At 39.6% G+C, this 26,362-nt stretch carries 19 protein-coding genes, 3 tRNA genes and 2 rRNA genes; 20 read left to right on the top strand and 4 right to left on the bottom strand.

Annotation, left to right across the window (positions count from 1 at the left end; all coding sequences use genetic code 11):
* Positions 1 to 28 precede the first annotated feature (28 nt).
* Positions 29 to 2,614 carry a DNA mismatch repair protein MutS gene (gene mutS, locus AT683_RS01610; RefSeq protein WP_058222153.1) on the top strand — a complete coding sequence of 862 codons (2,586 nt, stop codon included), beginning with the start codon at positions 29 to 31 and terminating at the stop codon, positions 2,612 to 2,614.
* Between the two features lie 40 nt (positions 2,615 to 2,654).
* On the opposite strand, the gene AT683_RS01605 is transcribed toward mutS, so the two are convergent.
* Positions 2,655 to 2,749, bottom strand: a tRNA-Sec gene (locus tag AT683_RS01605).
* 70 nt (positions 2,750 to 2,819) lie between these two features.
* On the opposite strand from AT683_RS01605, the gene selA reads away from it, so the two are divergent.
* The 5 genes from selA to AT683_RS01580 all read left to right on the top strand — a co-directional run bounded on the left by selA (position 2,820) and on the right by AT683_RS01580 (position 7,685).
* A complete protein-coding gene (gene selA / locus AT683_RS01600; RefSeq protein ID WP_038440401.1) occupies positions 2,820 to 4,205 on the top strand; it encodes an L-seryl-tRNA(Sec) selenium transferase in 1,386 nt (461 codons plus the stop codon).
* Positions 4,202 to 6,061 (top strand): selenocysteine-specific translation elongation factor, encoded by a 1,860-nt coding sequence (selB, locus tag AT683_RS01595; RefSeq protein ID WP_058222152.1) that lies wholly within the window; start codon positions 4,202 to 4,204, stop codon positions 6,059 to 6,061. Before selA ends, selB begins: the two co-directional genes overlap by 4 nt.
* Positions 6,062 to 6,079: 18 nt before the next feature.
* Entirely contained in the window at positions 6,080 to 6,934 is an 855-nt protein-coding gene (locus tag AT683_RS01590) for a DUF3298 domain-containing protein (protein ID WP_058222151.1), read from the top strand.
* 119 nt (positions 6,935 to 7,053) lie between these two features.
* On the top strand, positions 7,054 to 7,350 hold the full coding sequence (locus tag AT683_RS01585) for a type II toxin-antitoxin system RelB/DinJ family antitoxin (RefSeq protein WP_005692346.1): 297 nt from the start codon (positions 7,054 to 7,056) through the stop codon (positions 7,348 to 7,350).
* Positions 7,350 to 7,685 (top strand): YafQ family addiction module toxin, encoded by a 336-nt coding sequence (locus AT683_RS01580; RefSeq protein ID WP_058222150.1) that lies wholly within the window; start codon positions 7,350 to 7,352, stop codon positions 7,683 to 7,685. Before AT683_RS01585 ends, AT683_RS01580 begins: the two co-directional genes overlap by 1 nt.
* A 56-nt stretch (positions 7,686 to 7,741) precedes the next feature.
* Here the strand turns inward: AT683_RS01580 and AT683_RS01575 are convergent, their stop codons facing one another.
* Together AT683_RS01575 and AT683_RS09800 are read right to left on the bottom strand one after the other, a co-directional pair.
* Positions 7,742 to 10,750, bottom strand: a complete 3,009-nt coding sequence (locus AT683_RS01575) for a TonB-dependent hemoglobin/transferrin/lactoferrin family receptor (protein ID WP_425402586.1) — start codon at positions 10,748 to 10,750, stop codon at positions 7,742 to 7,744.
* 58 nt (positions 10,751 to 10,808) lie between these two features.
* A complete protein-coding gene (locus AT683_RS09800) occupies positions 10,809 to 11,003 on the bottom strand; it encodes a PT domain-containing protein (RefSeq protein WP_239990537.1) in 195 nt (64 codons plus the stop codon).
* A gap of 301 nt (positions 11,004 to 11,304) precedes the next feature.
* Between AT683_RS09800 and tig the strand changes: the two genes are divergently transcribed.
* The 8 genes from tig (at position 11,305) to htpX (ending at position 18,040) form a co-directional block, all read left to right on the top strand.
* Positions 11,305 to 12,603 (top strand): trigger factor, encoded by a 1,299-nt coding sequence (tig, locus tag AT683_RS01570; protein WP_006995277.1) that lies wholly within the window; start codon positions 11,305 to 11,307, stop codon positions 12,601 to 12,603.
* Positions 12,604 to 12,695: 92 nt separating this feature from the next.
* The gene (gene clpP, locus AT683_RS01565; protein WP_257003823.1) at positions 12,696 to 13,307 is read left to right on the top strand and encodes an ATP-dependent Clp endopeptidase proteolytic subunit ClpP; all 612 of its coding nucleotides are present in this window, start codon (positions 12,696 to 12,698) and stop codon (positions 13,305 to 13,307) included.
* A gap of 9 nt (positions 13,308 to 13,316) precedes the next feature.
* Entirely contained in the window at positions 13,317 to 14,552 is a 1,236-nt protein-coding gene (gene clpX, locus AT683_RS01560; protein WP_005658618.1) for an ATP-dependent protease ATP-binding subunit ClpX, read from the top strand.
* Positions 14,553 to 14,696: 144 nt separating this feature from the next.
* Positions 14,697 to 15,113, top strand: coding sequence for a preprotein translocase subunit SecE (gene secE, locus AT683_RS01555; protein WP_005658616.1), 417 nt, complete (start codon positions 14,697 to 14,699; stop codon positions 15,111 to 15,113).
* A gap of 1 nt (position 15,114) precedes the next feature.
* Positions 15,115 to 15,672, top strand: a complete 558-nt coding sequence (nusG, locus tag AT683_RS01550; protein ID WP_005648601.1) for a transcription termination/antitermination protein NusG — start codon at positions 15,115 to 15,117, stop codon at positions 15,670 to 15,672.
* Between the two features lie 150 nt (positions 15,673 to 15,822).
* Positions 15,823 to 16,575, top strand: a complete 753-nt coding sequence (locus tag AT683_RS01545) for an MlaA family lipoprotein (RefSeq protein WP_005648600.1) — start codon at positions 15,823 to 15,825, stop codon at positions 16,573 to 16,575.
* 56 nt (positions 16,576 to 16,631) lie between these two features.
* Positions 16,632 to 17,021 carry a RidA family protein gene (locus AT683_RS01540; RefSeq protein WP_005630808.1) on the top strand — a complete coding sequence of 130 codons (390 nt, stop codon included), beginning with the start codon at positions 16,632 to 16,634 and terminating at the stop codon, positions 17,019 to 17,021.
* Between the two features lie 164 nt (positions 17,022 to 17,185).
* On the top strand, positions 17,186 to 18,040 hold the full coding sequence (gene htpX / locus AT683_RS01535; protein WP_162837812.1) for a protease HtpX: 855 nt from the start codon (positions 17,186 to 17,188) through the stop codon (positions 18,038 to 18,040).
* A 41-nt stretch (positions 18,041 to 18,081) separates the two neighbouring features.
* Here htpX and tusA read toward each other — a convergent pair whose 3' ends face one another.
* Positions 18,082 to 18,321 (bottom strand): sulfurtransferase TusA, encoded by a 240-nt coding sequence (gene tusA / locus AT683_RS01530; RefSeq protein WP_005665561.1) that lies wholly within the window; start codon positions 18,319 to 18,321, stop codon positions 18,082 to 18,084.
* Between the two features lie 115 nt (positions 18,322 to 18,436).
* On the opposite strand from tusA, the gene AT683_RS01525 reads away from it, so the two are divergent.
* The 6 genes from AT683_RS01525 to AT683_RS01500 all read left to right on the top strand — a co-directional run bounded on the left by AT683_RS01525 (position 18,437) and on the right by AT683_RS01500 (position 26,253).
* Positions 18,437 to 19,057, top strand: a complete 621-nt coding sequence (locus AT683_RS01525; protein WP_011272188.1) for a YigZ family protein — start codon at positions 18,437 to 18,439, stop codon at positions 19,055 to 19,057.
* A gap of 2 nt (positions 19,058 to 19,059) precedes the next feature.
* Positions 19,060 to 20,523, top strand: a complete 1,464-nt coding sequence (locus AT683_RS01520; RefSeq protein ID WP_005658606.1) for a TrkH family potassium uptake protein — start codon at positions 19,060 to 19,062, stop codon at positions 20,521 to 20,523.
* 358 nt (positions 20,524 to 20,881) lie between these two features.
* A 16S ribosomal RNA gene (locus AT683_RS01515) occupies positions 20,882 to 22,421 on the top strand.
* A gap of 79 nt (positions 22,422 to 22,500) precedes the next feature.
* Positions 22,501 to 22,577, top strand: a tRNA-Ile gene (locus AT683_RS01510).
* Between the two features lie 85 nt (positions 22,578 to 22,662).
* Positions 22,663 to 22,738 (top strand) — tRNA-Ala (locus AT683_RS01505).
* Positions 22,739 to 23,137: 399 nt separating this feature from the next.
* A 23S ribosomal RNA gene (locus tag AT683_RS01500) occupies positions 23,138 to 26,253 on the top strand.
* The 16S and 23S rRNA genes sit together here with 2 tRNA genes alongside, the layout of an rRNA operon.
* The last annotated feature ends 109 nt before the right edge of the window (positions 26,254 to 26,362 follow it).

The following is a 26,362-nucleotide window of genomic DNA, read 5'->3' as shown; positions in this document are numbered from 1 at the left end:
TTTATTCAGTTTCAAAGCAGGTAATTAGATGATTTCCGAAGAAAATTTCCAACAGCACACGCCAATGATGCAACAATATCTAAAACTCAAAGCAGAGAATCCAGATATTTTGTTGTTTTATCGCATGGGGGATTTTTACGAGTTGTTTTATGACGATGCGAAAAAAGCGGCGGCATTGTTGGATATTTCTTTGACGAAACGAGGGCAATCTGCAGGACAGCCCATTCCAATGGCAGGAATGCCTTATCACGCGGTGGAAGGTTATTTAGCAAAATTAGTGCAGTTAGGCGAATCTGTGGCGATTTGTGAACAGATTGGTGATCCATCTACAAGCAAAGGACCTGTAGAACGTCAAATTGTGCGAATTGTTACGCCCGGTACGGTCAGTGATGAAGCACTGTTGCCTGAACGCCAAGACAATCTGATTGCTGCGGTATATCAAGAAAAAGAAAAATTTGGATTAGCCACTTTAGATATGACTTCTGGGCGTTTTCAGCTTTGTGAACCTGCAGATAAAGAAACATTGCGTGCGGAATTGCAACGTATTGTGCCTGTAGAATTGCTGTATTGTGAAGAATTTAATGAAATGGCAGCCATAGAACATTGTAAAGGATTACGCCGTCGCCCGATTTGGGAATTTGAACTTAGCACTGCCATTACGTTATTAAATCGTCAATTTGGCACAAAAGATTTACGCGCCTTTGGTGTAGAAAAATCCCCTCTCGGCTTAAGTGCGGCAGGTTGTTTATTGCAATATGCAAAAGAAACCCAACGTACCGCATTACCTCATATTCAAAGCATTAGCTTAATTCAAAACCAAGACTGCATTCAGTTAGATGCCGCCACGCGCAGAAATCTTGAATTAACACAAAATCTTTCGGGTGGCACAGAAAATACGTTAGCCTCTGTCTTGGATAAATGCGTTACGCCAATGGGCAGTCGTTTGCTGAAACGTTGGATTCATCAGCCTATTCGTGATGTGGAAAAATTAAAACAACGCCAACAAGCGATTGCGGAAATTCTGAATTTTGATTTAGTCGATGAACTCCAACCTTATTTGCAATTAGTCGGCGATATGGAACGTATTTTAGCGCGTGTGGCTCTGCGTTCAGCGCGTCCTCGCGATCTCACTCGCTTACGCACAGCCTTAGAACAAATTCCTGCATTACGCACGATTGTGCAACAAAAAACATCGCCATTTTTAACCGCACTTTTCAGCCAAATTGCCGATTTCAGTGAGCAATGGGATTTATTGCAACGTGCATTGATTGAAACGCCTCCGCTTTTAATTCGGGATGGTGGTGTAATTGCTGAAGGTTACCATGCGGAGTTGGACGAATGGCGTATGCTGTCTGATGGTGCAACGCAATATTTGGAAAATCTCGAAAAACGTGAACGTGAAAGTACAGGTATTGATACGCTAAAAATCGGTTTTAATGCAGTGCATGGTTATTACATTCAAATTAGCCAAGGCCAAGCGCATAAAGCCCCAATTCATTATGTTCGCCGTCAAACTCTGAAAAATGCTGAGCGTTACATTATTCCTGAACTCAAAGAATATGAAGACAAAGTGCTGAAATCGAAAGGTGCAGCGTTAGCATTAGAAAAGCAGCTTTACGATGAATTGTTTGATTTATTATTACCGCACTTAGGTTCATTACAACTGGCTAGCCTTGCACTCTCTGAATTGGATGTGTTAGTCAATCTTGCTGAGTGCGCAGATACCCTCAATTACGTTATGCCAACATTCTGTGATGAAGTGAGTGTGAAAATTGAAAATGGTCGCCATCCTGTTGTGGAACAAGTATTGAAAGATCCTTTCATTGCCAATCCAGTGGAGTTAAATCACAACCGTCATTTGTTAATTATCACTGGGCCAAATATGGGTGGTAAAAGTACTTATATGCGTCAAACCGCATTAATTACATTGCTTGCGTATATCGGTAGCTTTGTGCCAGCAGACAGTGCGCGAATTGGGCCGATTGATCGTATTTTTACTCGAATTGGTGCGTCTGATGATTTAGCCTCGGGGCGTTCAACCTTTATGGTGGAAATGACGGAAATGGCAAATATTCTTCACCAAGCCACTGAGCAAAGTCTCGTGCTTATTGATGAAATCGGTCGTGGCACATCCACTTATGATGGCTTATCCTTAGCTTGGGCTTGTGCGGAATGGTTAGCCAAAAAAATCCGCTCGCTTACATTATTTGCCACCCATTATTTTGAATTAACTGCATTGCCAGAACAGCTAGAAGGCATCGCGAATATTCATTTAGATGCCCTTGAGCATAACAACACCATCGCCTTTATGCACGCCGTACAAGATGGCGCTGCAAATAAAAGTTATGGTTTGGCAGTCGCGGCTTTGGCAGGCGTGCCACAATCCGTCATTAAACTAGCAAAACAGAAATTGACACAATTAGAAAAAAACTCAAGCTATTCAGCCGAACAGCAAATTCAAGCGTTGCGTGAAGCCAATCACAATCAGGGCGAATTATTGTTTGAACAAGAAACGGATGCACTAAGAGAGGCTATTGAAAAACTGGATCCCGATGATTTAAGCCCTAAACAAGCCTTGGCGTATTTGTATCAGTTAAAGAAAATGTTGGGGTAAATATTATATCCTAGCGATAAATTCAAAGGTTTATATGGATTGGCGGAGGGGAATGGGAGTTGAACCCACCCAAGAACGCTGGCGTCCTCAACAGGATTTGAAATCCTGCCACCTCACCGGAGATGACGCCCCTCCGTGGTTGAAATTGCAGTTACTTTAGCGTAAATTAATCAGCAGTTCAACGTTATTTTAAACGGATTCAAAAATGACCGCACTTTTTCAACAACTACCTTCCGTTGATAAAATTCTCAAAACACCTCAAGGTCTACAACTTATTACCGAATTTGGTCACACTGCAGTCGTGGCAACATGTCGAGAATTATTAACCCAAGCTCGTCAATTTATAAAAAAAAACAATCAACTTCCTGAATATTTTTCTAATTTTGACCGCACTTTTGTAGAAATTCATTCTCGCCTACAAAAACAAAACCAAGTACAAATCAAAGCGGTGCATAATCTGACAGGTACGGTATTGCACACAAATCTTGGGCGGGCACTTTGGTCTGAAGCAGCACAACAAGCAGCGCTTTCTGTGATGCAAAAAAATGTTTCGCTTGAATATGATTTAGATAAAGGTAAGCGTAGTCATCGCGATAATTACATCAGTGAATTATTATGCAAACTCACAGGTGCTGAAGCTGCCTGCATAGTGAATAACAACGCTGCTGCGGTATTGTTAATGTTAGCGACCTTTGCTCAAGGTAAAGAAGTAATTATTTCTCGTGGCGAATTAATTGAAATCGGCGGTGCATTTCGTATTCCAGATATTATGGAACAAGCTGGATGCTATTTAGTGGAAGTGGGCACCACTAATCGTACCCATCTGAAAGATTATCGTAATGCTATCACTGAAAATACGGCTTTTTTAATGAAAGTGCATAGCAGCAATTATCAAATTTGTGGTTTTACCTCTTCAGTTTCAGAAGAAGAGCTTGCGGAACTAGGCCGAGAAATGAATGTACCAGTAGTCACTGATTTAGGTAGCGGCGCATTGATAGATTTAAGCCAATATGGCTTACCAAAAGAATCAACTGTGCAAGAAAAAGTCGCACAAGGTGTGGGTTTGGTCTCTTTCTCTGGCGATAAATTGCTTGGTGGCGTGCAAGCAGGCATTATTGTGGGTAAAAAAGAATGGATCGAACAATTACAAGCCCATCCTCTCAAGCGTGCATTACGTTGCGATAAAGTCATTTTAGCTGGCTTAGAAGCCACATTACGTTTGTATTTAAATCCTGAAAAATTAACTGAAAAATTACCAACTTTGTACTTACTCACGCAACCATTAAAACAACTCAAAATAAATGCTATGCGTCTCAAAGAGCGGTTAGAATCTCGCTTAAATTCACAATTTGATATTCAAATTGAAGCTAGCCAAGCACAAATCGGTAGTGGCTCACAACCAATGGAAAGAATCCCTTCCGTGGCTGTTACTATTGCAGAAAAAACAAACGTAAAACTTTCCGCACTTTCAGCTCGTTTTAAACAACTTTCCCAACCTATTATTGGGCGAATGGAAAACGGAAAAATTTGGCTAGATTTACGTAGCCTTGCAGCTATTGAAACATTATTAAATACATTGGATGAACTATGATTATTGTTACTTCAGGTCACGTTGATCACGGCAAAACAGCATTATTAAAAGCATTAACTGGCACAAGTACCGCACATTTACCAGAAGAAAAAAAACGCGGAATGACCATTGATTTGGGGTATGCCTATCTGCCGTTAGAAAACAAAGTACTTGGCTTTATTGATGTGCCGGGGCATGAAAAATTCTTGTCAAATATGCTGGCAGGTTTAGGTGGTGTGCATTATGCAATGTTAATTGTCGCTGCGGATGAAGGGGTTGCGACGCAAACAAAAGAACATTTAGCGATATTACGCCAACTTCAATTCCACGAAATTATTGTTATTATCACAAAAGCAGATCGTGCAAATTCAGCGCAAATAGAATCGTTAATCCAAGAAATTAAACAAAATTATAGTTTTTTACGTGATGCTAATTACTTCGTTACCTCAGCAGAAACAGGACAAGGCATCAGTGAATTACGTCATTACTTAGCTAATCTACCTGAATTATCTGATACCCAGAAACCTTTCCGCTACGCAATAGATCGAGTATTCAACGTAAAAGGGGCGGGTACCGTCGTGACAGGCACAGCCTTTTCAGGAACAGTGAAAGTAAACGATGAAATTTACCTTTCCACTGGACAGAAAGTTCGTATAAAAGCGATTCACGCACAAAATACATCAAGCGAACAAGGTATTGCGGGGCAACGTTTAGCGTTAAATTTAAATGCTGATTTAGACCGCACATCAATGAAACGAGGTGATTGGTTATTGCAGAATGAGCCACTTCCACCAACAGATCGCATCAGTGTACAAATTTTGGCTGAAGTACCATTAAATGAAAGCCAACCAGTGCATATTTATCACGGCGCAAGTCGCACTACGGGTAAACTCACCTTATTACAGGGAAAAAATGCCGCAAAAAATGACCGCACTTTAGCTGAAATCATATTAGATTCGCCATTATTCTTGGCTTTTGGAGACAAACTTATTTTACGCAGTGGCGATACAAAAACCTTAATTGCCGGCGCACGAGTATTGGAAATTAACTCGCCAAAACGTCATAAACGTACTGAAGTGCGGTTAAATTTCCTAGCGAATTTAGCATTGGCAGAGAACGCTTCGCAACGTATTGCGCTTACCCTTAAACATAATGCGACAACAGCACGCCAATTAATGTGGACGGAACAACTGACTTCCTTGCAATTAGATAAAGCACTCGTCGAGCGGGACGCCGTACGTTATCAAGATTGGTGTTTTAATACTAATTACATACAAGAAAAAACGCAGCAAATTTTAACCGCACTTAATACTTATCACGAGCAGCATAATGATCAACTTGGTGTAAGCAAAGCCAGATTATATCGAATGACCGCCTTAAACCAGCCTGAAAACTTGATCAATCATTTTATTGATGAAATGTTAGAAGAGGGAAGATTACAGCAAACTCGAGGTTGGCTTCACTTACCCGAACATAAAATCCAATTTAGCCAAGAAGAACAAAAATATTGGTCAAGTGTACTCGATGAATTTGAAAAAGCCCAAGGTCAAGCCATTTGGGTACGTGATATGGCAAATGCTCTCGCTATTGATGAATCAATTATGCGTAATTTTATGTATAAAGCTGGGAAATTGGGTTACCTCACGCCAATCGTGAAAGATAGATTTTTCTTAACTGAAACCATCTATGCTTATGCGAGACTCATCAAACAAATCGCAGAAGAACAAGGAAAAGTTTCCGTAAATGAAGTACGTGATAAATTAAATTTCGGACGCAAACTTACCGTTCAACTGATGGAATATTTCGACCGAATGGGATTTTTACGTCGCAAAGGCAATAGCCATATTCTACGCGATAAGAATGTTTTTGATTTATGATTTAAAAAGGAAAAAAGTATGAAAAAAACGCTCGTTGCCGCATTAATTAGTTCTGCCATCTTACTCACAGGCTGCCAAGATAAAGATACTGAAGCAAAAATAAAACAACTAAATCAAACAGTAGCACAACTTAGTGCTGAAAATACCAAATTAAAAGATCAAATAGAAAAAACAATCCCAGCAATTTTTGTGGAAAATGATGAAATATTTAATCAATCTGAAATTATTAAACATCCTAAATCGAAAGAAGATTACCAGCCTGAAGAAACCAAAATTGAGTATTCAATTTCAACAATAAAAACCAATATTGATTGGCTTAATGATCTATTGTGGAAAAAATTGACTGAAAACGAAGAAACGAAAACTATTTCTCGCGAACAATTTGTAGCACGTTATCAAACCGCTTTTGAGGAAGACAAAAAAGAGGCGAAAGAAACACCATCTTTTGGAATTTCTCATTCTATATGGACAAATTTTATCGGGCAAAAAGAAAAACTTGCAACCTTTGCGATTAGTTTTTATGACTATGAAGGTGGTGCTCATGGGATAGAAGGTAATCGCTATTTCACAATTGATCTAACTACACGCCATATTTTGACATTAAATGATTTATTTAATGAAAAAGATTTACCGAAAGTAAAAACGCTTTTATGGGAACAATATAATAATAGCAATAAGGAATATGAACCTATTATTGAAGCCGATAGTTTTAGTTTATCGAACAATATTTACTTAGATTCAAAAGGTGTACATTTTATTTATGATGTTTATGAAATTGCCCCTTACGCAGCAGGAGAGCAGGATTTAATGCTCCATTTTGGGCAACTAGAAGAATTATTTAAACCAGAATTTAGACAGGGTAATGATATTTAAATCCTTTAACTTTTGAATAGCAATCAAAATCCCTAATTACATTAAAAATGAGAGACTATAGATTTTGCACTTCATCTTTATTATAATAGTCTTTCAATGTAATACTAAGGAGAAAAATTATGGCACTTACGAATTCCTCTATCAGCTTTAGAACAGTTGAGCAAACAAAATCAGAAGCTTATCAAGTTATTGAACAATATGGACTTACCCCATCACAAGTATTCAATATGTTTTTGGCTCAAATTGCCAAGACTCGCTCTATCCCTATTGATTTGAATTATCTTCGCCCAAATAAAGAAACCCTAGCAGCTATTGATGAATTAGATAGTGGTAACGCAGAGAGCTTTTTTATTGAAGCTAGTGAAAATTATTCTGCCGAAGAATTTACAAAACGCATTCTTAATGGTGGTCAATAATGTCAGAAGAGAAGCCATTAAAAGTAAGCTATTCAAAACAATTTGTAAGAGATTTAACTGATTTAGCTAAACGCTCCCCCAATGTGTTAATTGGCTCAAAATACATTACTGCAATATACTGTTTATTAAATCGTTTACCTTTACCCGAAAACTACCAAGATCACGCATTAGTAGGAGAGTGGAAAGGTTATCGAGATTGCTATATTCAAGGCAATTTGGTACTGATTTACCAATACGTTATACGCGATGAATTTGATGAATTTGATGAATTTGATGAATTTGATGAATTGAAATTTTCTCGTTTAAATACACACTCACAAACCGCTTTAAAATAGAAGTAATCTTAAACAATAATCCGCACGTAAAATGTGCGGATTATTTTTACATAGGATTAAAATTCAAACTGAACAGACATTCTGTAATTTCTGCCTGGTGCGTAGAAGCGGTTTAAGCCTTTACCTGTTGCTGTTTCTACTCGGTTAATTGTGCCAAGATGTCGAACAGAGCGAGCAGAGTCCCAAGTGAGATATTTTTTGTTGGTTAAATTATATACACCAGCGGTAAATGTAAGATTTTTAATTGGTTTCCAATAGGCAATCGTATCGATCACTGTATAGCGATTATTACGCCATAATCCGCGAGAATCTTTTACTTCTTTGCCGTTTGCTGTTGATGCTTCCGCATCTTTTTCATTGCCATAAATCTTTTCTTTTCGTTTAACCATACTTGTCCATTGAGAATTAAAGCTATCTTTTGCTTTTTTGGCTGCAACATTAGTGATATACATATCCACGCCCCATTTTTGGCTTGGTGCATCATAGCCAATATTGTATACCGATGTGGTTGGTTGTAAGGCATTCATTGGTTGAGGTTTACGAGCAATGGCTTCATATTCTGGATGTGCAGCTTTATTCAAGTCCAAAAATTCTTTATATTTTGGATTTAATCCATTGTCTTTAATTCTGCCTTTTTGATAGGTGAATTTATAACCCAAATGGAATCCTTGTAGTTTTTCAAACAAATCACCCATTTCAAGACGTGAAGCAATTTCGATACCTCTGACTCTTGCTCGATCTCGATTTTGGTTTTGATGGAACGGATAACGGACAACAGAGCCTTCTTCAATAGGACGTTCGCCTACTTCTACTAAGTCAATAAAATTACGGTAATCGTTTTGAAACGCATTTAACGTAATATAACTACTGTTTTTATAAAAAGTGAACGCGACTTCTTTTGTTTTGGAGGTTTCCGCTTTTAAATCTGTGTTAGGCTGAATGGAAAATTGTGGATGTTTAAATGTCATATAAATTTCATCAGAGGTTGGCGCACGAAAACCATTGGCGTATTTAAGCTGTACACGAAGCCAATCTGTGGGATCAAGATTTAACCCTAAATTGTAAGAATGATGTTTATAGTCAGTTTTGCGTAATAACAGGGCAAGATTGTCTTTAAAATTTTGTTTATAACACGGTGTGTCGTAAGCGCAATAAGTATATCCTTTATTTTTAGGCATTGAATATTCACTACCATAAACATAGTCTGTTGACTTAAATTTCTTAAATAGCCCAGTAATTAATCCATTAGGAACTGGAATGTTTTCGTCATAACTAGGCAAATATTTCACATGGTCATAGCGATAATTTAAATCTAACCCTAGCCAAGAGGTAAGTTGCACATTATCTCCAAAATACAACACATTATTTTTAGTGGTAACAGGGATTAAATAGGAATCTTTGCCTATGTCGGAATGAATTGGTGTACCATTGGTACAACCAGCTACGCTGACATTAGGTTGTGGTTTTTTCTCTACACCAAGATTTCCATTGTCTGCTCTAGCACAGAAAAAGTAGTCAGCCCACCATTGCACATTGGCTGCGGTGTTGTATTGGTGATTAACCATACTTTTTAGTGTTTTTTCATAAAGTCCACCATATTTTAGTTGGTGTTGGGTATGCCATAGGTGAAATTCTTTGTCTAAATCAAGTTTAATTTGTTGGGTATGGGTGTTTAAATCACGGTCATTAACGAAGTCTGTGCTGTAGCCAAAGCTTTTTGGAAATAAAAATCTAGCAGTTTCATCTTGGGTTGATCCATAACTATTTTTTGTTGATTTTAGTGGGATTTTGCCATATTTTTTCCCGTTAGGTAATGTTCCAACTTCTATTGGTCTATCCTGATAAGTGTATTTTTTATTGTAGTTTTCATCGTATTCTTGATAAATTCTAAATTTTTTCCCTTCACAATTTAATTTTTCGCAATTAATTAAAACAGAATCAAGAGGATTTCCCTCTGTATTTACGCCACTACTAATTTTTTCATTGTTAGAGTTGTGTAATTCATAAGAAGTATAATAACCACTATTGTCTTCTACATATTTAAAATCTTTATTATATTTATCTTTAATCTTATAAGTTCCCCCTTCTTCTACTAAATTTAGCCCTTGCGGATTTTGGATATGTACACAGGTAGATTGATGACAATACTCATCAGAACGTGCTTTATTGGTAATTTTTTGTGAGGAATAACTTAGTTTAATATGATCCCAAAAAGGGGTTTGACTGAAATTTTCATAACTAAATTGGATATTTTTTCTTTTAGATTGATCATTAATAACTCGCTCACCGTGTGTTTCCGCGCATGATGTATCCTTGCATGGTCTAAAAACATAAGACAAATCCATACCCTTTGTTTCTAAAGTGGAATCATCTAATGCCACACTCAAGCGATGGTTTTCATTAGGTTGAAAGCCCAATTTTATTAATGTGCTTTGGCGGGTAATTTGATAAGGATCAGCTTTTTCACGGGTAGGACCAACCTTACTTAAATCAGCCTGTTTGTTGGGATAAATTTTATAATCGTAGTTTTCTATTTCGTGCCCATCACGCGTTGTATCAACGACTAAAATATCAAATTTTTTAGAACGTCCTGCTAATGTAAGTGTCTTAAGGTTTTGATTATTCATTGTTTGATAGCCACGTTTATAGGAAAGATAATAATCTTTATCTAGCAGATAATCTCGAGCATCTTTAGTTTCAAATATAACAGAGCCACCCAATGCGCCACTACCAGATTTTAAGGAGTCAGCACCTTTGGTAATAGTTGCTGTTTTAACATTTTCAATTTCAATGCTATTACGAGTATTATTAAAATTGCCATAGCCTTCAAATAACTCCTTAAATCCTTGAGAGCTTAAAGTTTCAGCTTGACGAAGTCCATCAACCATAATACCTACGCGGTTTTCATCAACCCCTCGAACTGCATAACCACTTGCGCCTGTTCTACCAGTTTCAACTACCGTAATACCTGTTTCATAGCGAACGAGATCACGAGAATCAGACGCCTGCTGTTTCGCTAATTTTTTGGCTGAAATTTGGGTTTCCCCGACTTTTTTCTCTTTGATATTAATATTTTCTGATGAGCCTGAAACATTAATTTGTTCTAGTTGTTCAGAAACATTACTATTTTGGTTGGTTGGTTGGTTGGTTGGTTGGTTGGTTGGTTGGTTGGTTGGTTGGTTGGTTGGTTGGTTGGTTGGTTGGTTGGTTGGTTGGTTGGTTGGTTGGTTGGTTGGTTGGTTGGGCTGCATAGACTGTGCTTGCATTTAATGCAAATGCAATAGAGCAAGCAAGCAGGCTGAATTTAAAGTTGGTCATAGGTTTCCTTATTTTTTAATGATAATAATTATTATACATATTAAATAATTGAATTTATTTAATCAATATCAAAAAAAAGTATAATAAGTACAAAATCCGAATTGCTTTGTATGAGCAGAAAAGAAAATCATTTTTGACCGCACTTTTGTTTGTAAGTCATATTTTAAAATCATCAAAATTTAATTTTTAATCACTCTTTTATCGACTGCGTAGATTTCTTTCGTTATAATTGAGCGTCTTTTTATTTAACAAACGTGTTCGGTGTGGATTTTGACCGAGTGCAAATTAATTGAGGTAACAAATGTCATTAAATATTGAAACAACTCAAGGTTTAGAACGCCGCGTAGCGATTACCGTTCCAACTGAAATTGTCTCTAAAGCCGTTCGTGAAGAATTTAAACGTGCTGCAAAAAATGTACGCGTAGATGGTTTCCGTAAAGGTCATGTGCCTGCCCATATCATTGAACAACGTTTTGGTGCGTCAATTCGTCAAGATGTATTAAACGATTTATTACCACGTCATTTTTTTGATGCTGTTATTGCAGAAAAAATTAATATTGCAGGTCGTCCAACTTTTGCTATTGAAACTTTTGAAGAAGGTAAAGACTTAGTTTTCACTGCCACTTTTGAGGTTTATCCAGAAGTTAAATTACAAGGTTTAGAAAATATCAAAGTTGAAAAACCAACTGTTGAAATCACGGAAGCTGACATTGATAAAATGATCGATGTGTTACGTAAACAACAAGCTACTTGGGCTGAAAGTCAAGATGTTGTAAAAGCAGATGATCGTGTCACTATTGATTTTGTTGGCTCTGTAGATGGCGAAGAATTTGAAGGTGGTAAAGCTACTGACTTCGTATTATTTATGGGTCAAGGTCGTATGATTCCAGGTTTTGAAGAAGGAATTGTTGGTCATAAAGCAGGTGAGCAATTTGATATTGATGTGACTTTCCCAGCGGAATACCACGCAGAAAACTTGAAAGGTAAAGCTGCAAAATTTGCGATCACTTTGAAAAAAATCGAAAATATGGTGTTGCCTGAATTAACAGATGAATTTGTTGCTAAATTTGGTCCTAATACTAAGTCTGTTGCTGATTTGCGTGCAGAAATCCGTAAAAATATGGAACGTGAATTGAAAAATGCGTTAGTTTCTCGTGTTAAACAACAAGTAATCAATGGTTTAATTGAACAAAATCCGATTGATGTGCCAGCTTCTGCAGTAGAAGAAGAAATTAATGTATTACGCAATCAAGCAGCTCAACGTTTTGGCGGTAATGCACAACAAACTGCACAGTTACCACGTGAATTATTTGAAGCTGAAGCAACTCGTCGTGTTCAAGTAGGTTTATTATTCTCTGAAGTGATTAAATCTAATGAATTAAAAGCTGATGAAGAACGCGCTAAAGCAATGATTGCAGATATTGCATCAGCTTACGAGCAGCCAGCAGAAGTTGTGGAATATTACAGCAAAAACGAAGAGTTAATGAATAATATTCGCAATGTAGTATTGGAAGAACAAGCTGTTGATGCAGTACTTGCAAAAGCACAAGTAACAGAAAAAGTTTCTTCATTCGATGAAATTATGAATCCACAAGCATAATAAGTAATATTATTATGATTGAATAAAAGTGCGGTCGCTCTTTTTAATAAAAGCGATCGCATTTTTATTTGTGGGTTATTTACGATAAAATAATTAGCAGTTTTAATGAAAAAGGTAAGAAAATGAGTGTAATTCCTATGGTCGTTGAACAGACTTCGCGTGGCGAACGTTCGTACGACATTTATTCCCGTTTATTAAAAGAACGTGTGATTTTCCTAAGTGGAGAAGTGGAAGATCGTATGGCAAATTTAATTGTGGCACAGCTTCTTTTTTTAGAATCGGAAGATCCAACTAAAGACATCAATATTTATATCAACTCTCCAGGCGGTTCTGTGACCGCAGGTATGGCAATTTACGACACAATGCAATTTATTAAGCCAGATATTCGCACTCTTTGTATTGGTCAAGCCTGTTCAATGGGCGCATTCTTGCTTGCTGGCGGAACTGCTGGCAAACGAGCTGCATTGCCTAATGCACGAGTGATGATTCATCAACCTTTGGGTGGTTTCCGTGGTCAAGCATCGGATATTCAAATTCACGCACAAGAAATTTTGAAAATTAAACACACCTTAAATGATCGTTTAGCATTCCATACTGGACAAAGTATTGAGCGTATTGAGAAAGATACCGACCGCGATAATTTTATGTCAGCTGAAGAAGCACAAGCGTATGGTTTGGTGGATGAAGTCTTGGTTAAACGTTAAGGGTATACAATGACAGACAAAGATAAAGATTTGCACTGCTCTTTTTGCGGAAAAGAAAAAGGCGAAGTAGATAAATTAATTGCTGGCACAGGCGGTTATATTTGTAATGAATGTATTGAACTTTGTCACTCAATGCTTGAAGAAAGTAATGATGAAAACCTAGAGGAAAGTGCGGTCGAAAATAAAGATAAATTGCCAACGCCTCACGAAATTCGCGCCCATCTGGATGATTATGTTATTGGTCAAGATTATGCGAAAAAAGTGCTTTCTGTGGCAGTTTATAATCATTATAAACGCTTGCGAACTAACTATGAAAGCAATGATGTAGAGCTTGGCAAAAGTAATATTTTACTTATAGGCCCTACAGGTAGCGGAAAAACGTTACTTGCGCAAACATTAGCTCGTCGTTTAAATGTACCCTTTGCGATGGCAGATGCAACCACATTAACGGAAGCTGGTTATGTGGGAGAAGATGTAGAGAATGTATTACAGAAACTTTTGCAAAATTGTGAATACGATACTGAAAAAGCAGAGAAAGGCATTATTTATATTGATGAAATTGATAAAATTAGCCGTAAATCGGAAGGCGCATCAATTACTCGAGATGTTTCAGGAGAGGGGGTGCAACAGGCTTTATTAAAACTTATTGAAGGTACAATAGCTTCCATTCCACCTCAAGGCGGTCGTAAACATCCACAACAAGAAATGGTAAAATTGGATACGTCTAAAATTCTCTTTATTTGCGGCGGTGCATTTGCAGGATTAGATAAAATTATTGATAAACGCACTCAAACCAGTACGAGTATTGGTTTTAATGCCAAAGTTGAAAAAGATGAAAAACAACAATCTCTTTCTGAATTATTCCGTCAAGTTGAACCTGATGATTTGATGAAATTTGGTTTAATTCCAGAATTTATCGGACGCTTGCCAATGATTGCCCCATTAAGTGAATTAGACGAAGATGCGCTGATACAAATTCTCACAAAACCAAAAAACGCATTAATTAAACAATATCAAGCCTTATTTGGATTGGAAAAAGTAGAATTGGATTTCACACCAGAAGCATTAAAAGCAATGGCGAAAAAAGCACTTGAAAGAAAAACGGGTGCGCGTGGCTTACGTTCTATCGTAGAAGCAGTGTTGTTAGATACAATGTATGATCTACCGTCTCTTGAGAATTTACAAAAAGTTATCGTTGATGAATCGACAATTGTAGATAATCTTGCGCCAAAATTAGAATATTAGATTTAATCGCAAAAGTGCGGTTGTTTTCGCCAGATTTTCTATGTTGATGCTTATTTTCAATAGGCAAGGCGAAAAGAAAATGCTACAATCGCACGTTCTTATGGCATTATTTTTTACATTTCCATTTAAAACGGATTCAATTCTATGGCAACCGAAATTGTTGATAAAAAGAAAAATACGCAAGAAGTGATCGTTGAAGGCAAATCTAAAGGTTTAAATACATTCCTTTGGGTTTTAGTTGTGATCTTTTTTGCTGCTGCGGCAATTGGGAATATTTATTTCCAACAAATCTATTCTTTACCGATTCGTGTTATTGGTATGGCTATTGCATTAGTCATTGCATTTATTTTAGCGGCAATTACTAATCAAGGAACAAAAGCACGTGCGTTCTTTAATGACTCTCGTACAGAAGCGCGTAAAGTCGTATGGCCAACCCGTGCTGAAGCGCGTCAAACAACATTGATCGTTATCGGGGTAACAATGATTGCTTCTCTCTTCTTTTGGGCAGTAGATTCGATTATTGTGACAGTGATTAATTTCTTAACTGATTTGAGATTCTAAAATGACTGAAGAAACAACAGTATCAAAAAAACGTTGGTATGTATTACAAGCGTTTTCTGGCTTTGAAAGTCGTGTAGCTCTAACTTTACGTGAATACATAAAACAACAACAAATGGAAGATCAATTTGGTGAAGTTTTAGTGCCAACTGAAGAAGTGGTGGAAAATGTAGCAGGTAAACGTCGCAAAAGTGAACGTAAATTTTTTCCAGGTTATGTACTTGTAGAAATGGAAATGAATGATGAAACTTGGCATTTAGTAAAAAGTGTGCCAAGAGTGATGGGTTTTATCGGTGGTACACCAGATAAACCTGCACCTATTTCCAAACGTGAAGCGGATACTATTTTAAATCGTCTTGAACAAAATACTGATAAACCTCGTCATCGTAATGAATATCATCCGGGAGAGGAAGTTCGTGTGACTGAAGGGCCATTTGCTGATTTTAATGGTACAGTAGAAGAAGTGGATTATGAAAAAGGTCGCTTAAAAGTGTCTGTATCAATCTTTGGCCGTGCTACACCAGTTGAGCTTGAATTTGGTCAAGTTGAAAAAATACACTAAGAAATGATTAAAATATAACCGCACTTTTGTAGTGCGGTTTTTTGTTTTTAATGTTTGTTGAAACAGCATAAAAGAGTGTTTTTATACGCAAAATTTGTTGTTATTTCACAAATTAGGTAGAATAATCCCATATTTATGTAAGGATCAAAAATGAAAACAAAGGTAATTTTGACCGCACTTTTGAGTGCCATTGCACTAACAGGTTGTGCAAATCACAACGCCACGAAACAAGCAAGTGAGCGTAATGATTCCCTTGAAGACTTCAATCGAACAATGTGGAAATTTAACTATAATGTTATAGATCGCTATGTGCTAGAACCCGCTGCAAAAGGTTGGAATAACTATGTGCCTAAGCCGATTTCTTCTGGTCTTGCTGGCATCGCAAATAATCTTGATGAGCCAGTCAGTTTCATAAACCGATTAATTGAAGGTGAACCGAAAAAAGCATTTGTTCACTTTAATCGCTTTTGGATTAACACTGTATTTGGACTAGGTGGTTTTATTGATTTTGCGAGCGCAAGCAAAGAATTACGCATAGATAATCAACGTGGATTTGGGGAAACTTTAGGTAGCTACGGCGTAGATGCTGGCACTTATATTGTGCTACCGATTTATAATGCAACAACACCACGCCAATTAACGGGTGCAGTGGTTGATGCGGCTTATATGTATCCATTCTGGCAATGGGTTGGTGGTCCGTGGGCATTAGTGAAATATGGTGTGCAAGCAGTGGATGCCCGTGCGAAAAATCTCAATAATGCAGAATTGTTACGTCAAGCTCAAGATCCATATATCACGTTCCGAGAAGCTTATTACCAAAATTTACAATTTAAAGTAAACGATGGGAAATTAGTCGAAAGCAAAGAATCACTTCCCGATGACATACTAAAAGAAATTGATTAATAAACAGAAAAGTGCGGTAAAAATTACCCAATTTTTTATCAACTAAGGAGAAAATGATGACTCAAATTATTCATACTGAAAAAGCACCAGCAGCCATTGGCCCTTATGTTCAAGCGGTTGATCTTGGCAATCTAGTTTTAACCTCAGGGCAAATTCCAGTGAATCCTGCAACAGGCGAAGTGCCAGCTGACATCGTTGCACAAGCACGCCAATCTTTAGAAAACGTGAAAGCGATTATCGAGAAAGCAGGTTTAACCGCAGCCGATATTGTAAAAACAACGGTTTTCGTGAAAGATCTTAATGATTTTGCTGCGGTTAATGCAGAATACGAACGTTTCTTTAAAGAAAATAATCATCCTAACTTCCCTGCTCGTTCTTGCGTAGAAGTTGCGCGTTTACCAAAAGATGTGGGATTAGAAATTGAAGCGATTGCTGTAAGAAAATAATTTTCTGTTTGGTAATCCCTGCTTAAAAGTGCGGTCATAAACTCGCATGTTTTTGACCGCACTTTTTGTTTATCTGCTGATAGCAAAAATTTTACATTACACCTTGAATTTTTTATGAATTTTCCCCACTAAGGAAATACTTAACCCTAACTTTGAGAGAACACATTATGATGCGTATTCTTCTTTTCTTGGCAACCAATATGGCTGTAATGCTGGTATTAGGTATTATTTTAAGTGTGACTGGAATTGCAGGAAATAGCACTGGCGGCATTTTAATTATGGCTTTGCTATTTGGTTTTGCTGGCTCATTAATTTCCTTATTCCTGTCTAAAACGATGGCATTACGTTCTGTAGACGGAGAGGTGATTACTCAACCTCGTAATCAAACTGAACGTTGGTTAATTGATACCGTTAGTCGCCAAGCGCAGAAAGCGGGTATTCCCATGCCAGACGTGGCGATTTATCATTCTCCCGATGTGAATGCTTTTGCTACAGGTGCAACGAAAAGCAATTCTTTAGTGGCAGTGAGTACGGGATTATTAAACAACATGACGGAGGCTGAAGCTGAAGCTGTTTTAGCGCACGAAATTTCTCATATTTCCAATGGGGATATGGTGACGATGGCGTTATTGCAAGGCGTATTGAATACTTTCGTGATTTTCTTATCTCGCGTTATTGCAACGGCGGTGGCAAGTTCGCGTAACAATAATGGAGAGGAAACGCGCAGTTCAGGTATTTATTTCTTGGTTTCGATGGTATTGGAAATGCTCTTTGGTGTGCTTGCGAGTATTATCGCAATGTGGTTCTCACGCTACCGCGAATTCCGTGCAGATGCTGGTTCAGCAAGTTTAGTAGGCAAAGAAAAAATGATCATGGCATTGCAACGTTTGCAACAACTTCACGAACCACAAAATCTCGAAGGTTCTTTAAATGCCTTTATGATTAATGGTAAACGCAGTGAACTCTTTATGAGCCATCCACCACTCGAAAAGCGTATTGAAGCCTTACGTAATCTTTAAAAATTATAAAAAATCGACCGCACTTTAATGAGGTCGATGTTTTATTTTCCTCTTTTCACCCAATATTTGAACGGGGGCTTTTCCACTTCACTTTGCAGTAATGTGTGATCCATAAATTGACAGAAACTTGGAATATCTCTTGTTGTTGCAGGATCGTCAGCAATAATCAAAAGTATTTCTCCATCGTTAAGATGACGAATATTTTTACGAACAAGCATGACAGGTTCTGGGCAACGTAATCCTAAAGTATTTAGGGTTTGTGTGACGGAAATTTCAGACATATTCTTTTTTCTTTTGAAAAACAGAGCCATATCATACCGCACTTACGGCAAAATTTCGACAAATCCCAGTCATCAGTGATAGACTAGTGTCATTGAAATTACCTTGAAAAAAGAAATGGCGGAATACCTCGTTCCTAAAAGTGCGGTTGTTTTTGAAGAAGAAATTAAGAAAAGCCGTTTTATTACTTATTTACAGCACACCGAAGGTTTAGAAGACGCAAGAGCTTTTTGGGCAAAGATTAAACAAGAACATCCAAATGCTCGGCATCATTGTTGGGCTGCCGTAGCAGGCAAGCCAACAGATTCTCTACAACTTGGTTTTTCTGATGATGGCGAACCTGCTGGAACGGCAGGAAAGCCAATGTTGAGTGCATTGCAAGGTAGTCAATTAGGTGAAATCAGTGCGGTGGTGGTTCGCTATTATGGCGGCATTTTGCTTGGAACGGGCGGATTAGTTCGTGCTTACGGCAATGGCGTACAACAAGCGTTAAAGCTGATTGAAAGCGAAATTAAAGTTGAACGAACCCCTTTCAAACTTGATTGTGACTATGGTCAGTTAAGGTTGGTTCAACAACTTTGTGAAAAATATCAGGTTGAGATTTTATCTCAAGGTTTTCAGGCAAATATTCATTTGATTTTAGGTATTAGTGAAAAAACAATAGAGGCGTTTTCTTCAGAATTAACGGAAAAGTCTTCAGGTAGATTGGTTATTCAACTTTTAGAGATAGGCGAATAGTTGTGCGTATTTTATCGATTATCCGAATTATTGGTATTCTTGTGATGTGTTTTTCAGGTACGATGCTAGTTCCTGCATTTGTTGCTCTGATTTATGGTGATGGGGGCGGCAAGGCATTTATGCAGGCTTTTATGTTGAGCTTGACAGCGGGCACATTGCTTTGGTGGCCATGCCATCACCATAAACAAGAATTACGATCCCGTGATGGTTTTTTGATTGTTGTGGCTTTTTGGTTAGTTTTAGGAAGCTTGGCAACATTGCCTCTTTTATTGTTCGATTCACCACATTTAACTATTGCTTCAGCCGTATTTGAAGCATTTTCTGGCTTAACTACTACTGGTGCAACGGTAATGACGGGGCTGGATAATTTACCTAAATCTATTTTGTTTTATCGTCAGTTTTTACAATGGTTAGGTGGTATGGGGATTATCGTATTGGCTGTGGCGATAATTCCGCTGTTGGGAATTGGTGGGACACAATTATATCGAGCAGAATCTTCAGGCCCTCTTAAAGATCAAAAATCTTTGCCTAAAATTTCAGAAGTGGCGAAAGCGCTATGGATTATTTATGCTTCATTAACTGTTCTTTGTGCCATTGCATATTGGCTATCAGGAATGAATCTTTTTGATGCCATTGGGCATAGTTTTTCAACAATTTCAAATGGCGGATTTTCAACGCACGATGCAAGTATTGGCTATTTTAATCAAGCTTCCATTTATTGGGTTACAACAATTTTTATGCTGATTGGTGGTGTTAATTTTAGTTTACATATTTCCGCTTTTCTTGCACTAGGTAAAAGAAATATTTGGCGAAATTATTGGAAAGATCCCGAATTTCGTTTTTTTCTAACGATGCAAATTATTTTTATTGGTATTGTATCTCTATCTTTATATGGTTATGGTTTAGTTTCAGATATAAACGAGGCAGTAACAAAAGGTGCATTACAATTAACATCAATGTCAATGACTGCTGGTTATACGATTTTTGATATTGATAATCTTCCGCCTTTTATTGGGCTTTTACTGGTAATTTCTGCGGTAATTGGTGGTTGTGGTGGTTCAACAACTGGGGGATTAAAAGCGATACGGACACTTATATTGTGGAAACAAATCGATCGAGAACTGCATAGTTTAATCCATCCAAATTTAGTACAACCAATTCGAATAGGTAAAAATCGTCTAGCACCAAGAATGATAGAAAGTATTTGGGCATTTTTCATTATTTTTATACTGGTTTATTGGGGGTGTGTTTTTGCTGTTATTCTTTGTGGAATGAATACTTTTGATGCGATGGGAGCCGTATTCGCCACATTAACGAATGCAGGACCGGGACTTGGTTTTATTCACGAAAGTTTTATTGGTGTTCCAGAAAGTGCTAAATTAGTCTTTAGTTTTGCTATGATCTGTGGACGTTTAGAAATGTTTTCATTAATCGTGCTGTTTATTCCAAGCTATTGGAAAAAATAATAATAATTGGAAAATTATTGTATTTTTGACCGCACTTTTTAATAAAATGTTTATATTTCCATCAAAAGATCATTTTTTTAAATATTTTTACAAAAAGTACTTGCAAGGGATTTGAAAATCCCTATAATGCACCGCACACAACGACGCACTGTTGTGAAGTTTTTTAAGTTTCCAAGTGCGTCGTTATTTTTTGCTCTTTAACAATATATCAGACAATCTGTGTGGGCACTTGTTGATTGACTTGTTTTAAAAATATTTTAATTTTGAAGTCTTAATAGGTGCTTAACTGAAAATTCATCATTACTTTTTTAAGTAGTGTTTTATTTATAGCTAAGCAGTTTATTGAGCGATTGAACTTGAATTGAAGAGTTTGATCATGGCTCAGATTGAACGCTGGCGGCAGGCTTAACACATGCAAGTCGAACGGTAGCAGGAGAAAGCTTGCTTTCTTGCTGACGAGTGGCGGACGGGTGAGTAATGCTTGGGAATCTGGCTTATGGAGGGGGATAACGACGGGAAACTGTCGCTAATACCGCGTATTATCGGAAGATGAAAGTGCGGGACTGAGAGGCCGCATGCCATAGGATGAGCCCAAGTGGGATTAGGTAGTTGGTGGGGTAAATGCCTACCAAGCCTGCGATCTCTAGCTGGTCTGAGAGGATGACCAGCCACACTGGAACTGAGACACGGTCCAGACTCCTACGGGAGGCAGCAGTGGGGAATATTGCGCAATGGGGGGAACCCTGACGCAGCCATGCCGCGTGAATGAAGAAGGCCTTCGGGTTGTAAAGTTCTTTCGGTATTGAGGAAGGTTGATGTGTTAATAGCACATCAAATTGACGTTAAATACAGAAGAAGCACCGGCTAACTCCGTGCCAGCAGCCGCGGTAATACGGAGGGTGCGAGCGTTAATCGGAATAACTGGGCGTAAAGGGCACGCAGGCGGTTATTTAAGTGAGGTGTGAAAGCCCCGGGCTTAACCTGGGAATTGCATTTCAGACTGGGTAACTAGAGTACTTTAGGGAGGGGTAGAATTCCACGTGTAGCGGTGAAATGCGTAGAGATGTGGAGGAATACCGAAGGCGAAGGCAGCCCCTTGGGAATGTACTGACGCTCATGTGCGAAAGCGTGGGGAGCAAACAGGATTAGATACCCTGGTAGTCCACGCTGTAAACGCTGTCGATTTGGGGGTTGGGGTTTAACTCTGGCACCCGTAGCTAACGTGATAAATCGACCGCCTGGGGAGTACGGCCGCAAGGTTAAAACTCAAATGAATTGACGGGGGCCCGCACAAGCGGTGGAGCATGTGGTTTAATTCGATGCAACGCGAAGAACCTTACCTACTCTTGACATCCTAAGAAGAGCTCAGAGATGAGCTTGTGCCTTCGGGAACTTAGAGACAGGTGCTGCATGGCTGTCGTCAGCTCGTGTTGTGAAATGTTGGGTTAAGTCCCGCAACGAGCGCAACCCTTATCCTTTGTTGCCAGCGACTTGGTCGGGAACTCAAAGGAGACTGCCAGTGATAAACTGGAGGAAGGTGGGGATGACGTCAAGTCATCATGGCCCTTACGAGTAGGGCTACACACGTGCTACAATGGCGTATACAGAGGGAAGCGAAGCTGCGAGGTGGAGCGAATCTCATAAAGTACGTCTAAGTCCGGATTGGAGTCTGCAACTCGACTCCATGAAGTCGGAATCGCTAGTAATCGCGAATCAGAATGTCGCGGTGAATACGTTCCCGGGCCTTGTACACACCGCCCGTCACACCATGGGAGTGGGTTGTACCAGAAGTAGATAGCTTAACCTTTTGGAGGGCGTTTACCACGGTATGATTCATGACTGGGGTGAAGTCGTAACAAGGTAACCGTAGGGGAACCTGCGGTTGGATCACCTCCTTACCAAAGACGAGAGACAGCGAGTGCTCACACAGATTGGCTGATAGTTGTAGACAAATGAGCAGAAGAAAACATTACCCTTGGGTCTGTAGCTCAGGTGGTTAGAGCGCACCCCTGATAAGGGTGAGGTCGGTGGTTCAAGTCCACTCAGACCCACCACTCTGAGAGTGAGTGAAGCGAAAGGTGTAGTGTAAATAAATAATAACTAAAAGGTAAATAATTAGTTATTAAATTATGATGAAATGGGGATATAGCTCAGCTGGGAGAGCGCCTGCCTTGCACGCAGGAGGTCAGCGGTTCGATCCCGCTTATCTCCACCACTTATCATCGTTAAATAAATTAGAAAAAGACAAATTAATAAAGTATTAAGGTAGTGATGAAGCTATTTTAAATATTAGGTTATTTTAAGTTTAATTTTAAATTTAATTTTGTTTTAGTTTTAGTTTATTTAACGATGATAACTGAAAAGTTTTATCAACTGTTCTTTAAAAAATTGGAAACAAGCTGAAAACAAGAGATTTTCGAGAGAAAGTCTGAGTAGGCAAGATAGGAAAGTGAGAGGAGGGAACTGAAAAGGGAACTCTAAAAACAAAACCTGTTTTGCATAAAATCTTGATTGAACAAAAGCAATCAAGTGTTTAGTTGAATGAAAATACGCATCAAATTGACCGCACTTTGAAGTGAAAACTTAAAGTGATTGAAAACATTTGAGGTTGTATAGTTAAGTGACTAAGCGTACAAGGTGGATGCCTTGGCAATCAGAGGCGAAGAAGGACGTGCTAATCTGCGAAAAGCTTGGATGAGTCGATAAGAGGCGTTTAATCCAAGATATCCGAATGGGGAAACCCAGTAGATGAAGAATCTACTATCAACAAGTGAATTCATAGCTTGTTGAGGCAAACCGGGAGAACTGAAACATCTAAGTACCCCGAGGAAAAGAAATCAACCGAGATTTCGTCAGTAGCGGCGAGCGAAAGCGAAAGAGCCAGTAAGTGATAACAGTATGGTTAGGAGAATGTGTTGGGAAGCACAATCAAAGAGGGTGATAATCCCGTATCTAAAAACCATATTGTGGTACTAAGCTAACGAGAAGTAGGGCGGGACACGTGATATCCTGTTTGAAGAAGGGGGGACCATCCTCCAAGGCTAAATACTCCTGATTGACCGATAGTGAACCAGTACTGTGAAGGAAAGGCGAAAAGAACCCCGGTGAGGGGAGTGAAATAGAACCTGAAACCTTGTACGTACAAGCAGTGGGAGCCCCATCACTTAATCCGATTGGAAGGTGATGAAAAGCAACCGCACTTAAACAATGGTAAGAGGAGCGAAGCGAGTCAAACCACCCAAAAGAAGCAGTGGGATTAAGTGATGGGGTGACTGCGTACCTTTTGTATAATGGGTCAGCGACTTATATTTTGTAGCGAGGTTAACCGAATAGGGGAGCCGAAGGGAAACCGAGTCTTAACTGGGCGAATAGTTGCAAGGTATAGACCCGAAACCCGGTGATCTAGCCATGGGCAGGTTGAAGGTTGGGTAACACTAACTGGAGGACCGAACCGACTAATGTTGAAAAATTAGCGGATGACTTGTGGCTGGGGGTGAAAGGCCAATCAAACCGGGAGATAGCTGGTTCTCCCCGAAATCTATTTAGGTAGAGCCTTGAGGTGACACCTTTGGGGGTAGAGCACTGTTTCGGCTAGGGGTCCATCCCGGATTACCAACCCGATGCAAACTACGAATACCAAAGAGTGATACTCAGGAGACACACGGCGGGTGCTAACGTCCGTCGTGGAGAGGGAAACAACCCAGACCGCCAGCTAAGGTCCCCAAGTCTATATTAAGTGGGAAACGAAGTGGGAAGGCTTAGACAGCTAGGATGTTGGCTTAGAAGCAGCCATCATTTAAAGAAAGCGTAATAGCTCACTAGTCGAGTCGGCCTGCGCGGAAGATGTAACGGGGCTGAAATATAGCACCGAAGCTGCGGCATCAGGCGTATCACTAATACGCCTTACGATTAACAAGCTAGAATGGCGCGAAGCGGCATGAAAGGTTGTTCAAGCAACCCGAACGTTGAGTCGGGGTATTTTTGAAGTAAGGATTATTAGTGATACGCCTGTTGGGTAGGGGAGCGTTGTGTAAGCGGATGAAGGTTAATCGAGAGGTTAGCTGGACGTATCACAAGTGCGAATGCTGACATAAGTAACGATAAAACGGGTGAAAAACCCGTTCGCCGGAAGACCAAGGGTTCCTGTCCAACGTTAATCGGGGCAGGGTGAGTCGGCTCCTAAGGCGAGGCTGAAAAGCGTAGTCGATGGGAAACAGGTTAATATTCCTGTACTTGGTAAAGCTGCGATGTGGGGACGGAGTAGGTTAGGTTATCGCACTGTTGGATATGTGCGTTTAAGTTGGTAGGTGGGAAGTTTAGGCAAATCCGGACTTCCTTAACACAGAGAGATGATGACGAGGCTCTACGGAGCTGAAGTAACTGATACCACACTTCCAGGAAAAGCCACTAAGCGAAAGGCTTTACTAAACCGTACTGAAAACCGACACAGGTGGTCAGGTAGAGAATACTCAGGCGCTTGAGAGAACTCGGGTGAAGGAACTAGGCAAAATAGCACCGTAACTTCGGGAGAAGGTGCGCCGGCGTAGATTGTAGTCCCTAGCGGGCGAAGGTTGAACCGGTCGAAGATACCAGCTGGCTGCAACTGTTTATTAAAAACACAGCACTCTGCAAACACGAAAGTGGACGTATAGGGTGTGATGCCTGCCCGGTGCTGGAAGGTTAATTGATGGTGTCATCGCAAGAGAAGCACCTGATCGAAGCCCCAGTAAACGGCGGCCGTAACTATAACGGTCCTAAGGTAGCGAAATTCCTTGTCGGGTAAGTTCCGACCTGCACGAATGGCATAATGATGGCCAGGCTGTCTCCACCCGAGACTCAGTGAAATTGAAATCGCCGTGAAGATGCGGTGTACCCGCGGCTAGACGGAAAGACCCCGTGAACCTTTACTATAGCTTGACACTGAACATTGAATTTTGATGTGTAGGATAGGTGGGAGCCTTTGAAGCAGTGACGCCAGTCATTGTGGAGGCGACCTTGAAATACCACCCTTTAACGTTTGATGTTCTAACGAAGATGACGAAACGTGGTCTCGGACAGTGTCTGGTGGGTAGTTTGACTGGGGCGGTCTCCTCCCAAAGCGTAACGGAGGAGCACGAAGGTTTGCTAATCACGGTCGGACATCGTGAGGTTAGTGCAATGGTATAAGCAAGCTTAACTGCGAGACAGACAAGTCGAGCAGGTACGAAAGTAGGTCATAGTGATCCGGTGGTTCTGAATGGAAGGGCCATCGCTCAACGGATAAAAGGTACTCCGGGGATAACAGGCTGATACCGCCCAAGAGTTCATATCGACGGCGGTGTTTGGCACCTCGATGTCGGCTCATCACATCCTGGGGCTGAAGTAGGTCCCAAGGGTATGGCTGTTCGCCATTTAAAGTGGTACGCGAGCTGGGTTTAGAACGTCGTGAGACAGTTCGGTCCCTATCTGCCGTGGGCGTTGGATGATTGATTGGGGCTGCTCCTAGTACGAGAGGACCGGAGTGGACGCATCACTGGTGTTCCAGTTGTCTCGCCAGAGGCATTGCTGGGTAGCTAAATGCGGAAGAGATAAGTGCTGAAAGCATCTAAGCACGAAACTTGCCAAGAGATGAGTCATCCCTGACTTTAAGTCAGTAAGGGTTGTTGTAGACTACGACGTAGATAGGTCAGGTGTGTAAGTGTAGTGATACATTGAGCTAACAGATACTAATTGCCCGAGAGGCTTAACTATACAACGCTCAAGTGTTTTTGGGAGCTAAGTGAAGTAAGAGATGAAAAGCGAAGCAAATAAAAGTAGAGCGGAAACCGAAGTAAAAGACTAAACAAAGAAAAGTAAATAT

It is taken from the genome of Haemophilus influenzae, assembly GCF_001457655.1.
Classification (GTDB): Bacteria; Pseudomonadota; Gammaproteobacteria; order Enterobacterales; family Pasteurellaceae; genus Haemophilus; species Haemophilus influenzae.
This window is presented reverse-complemented; position numbering and strand designations above follow the sequence as displayed.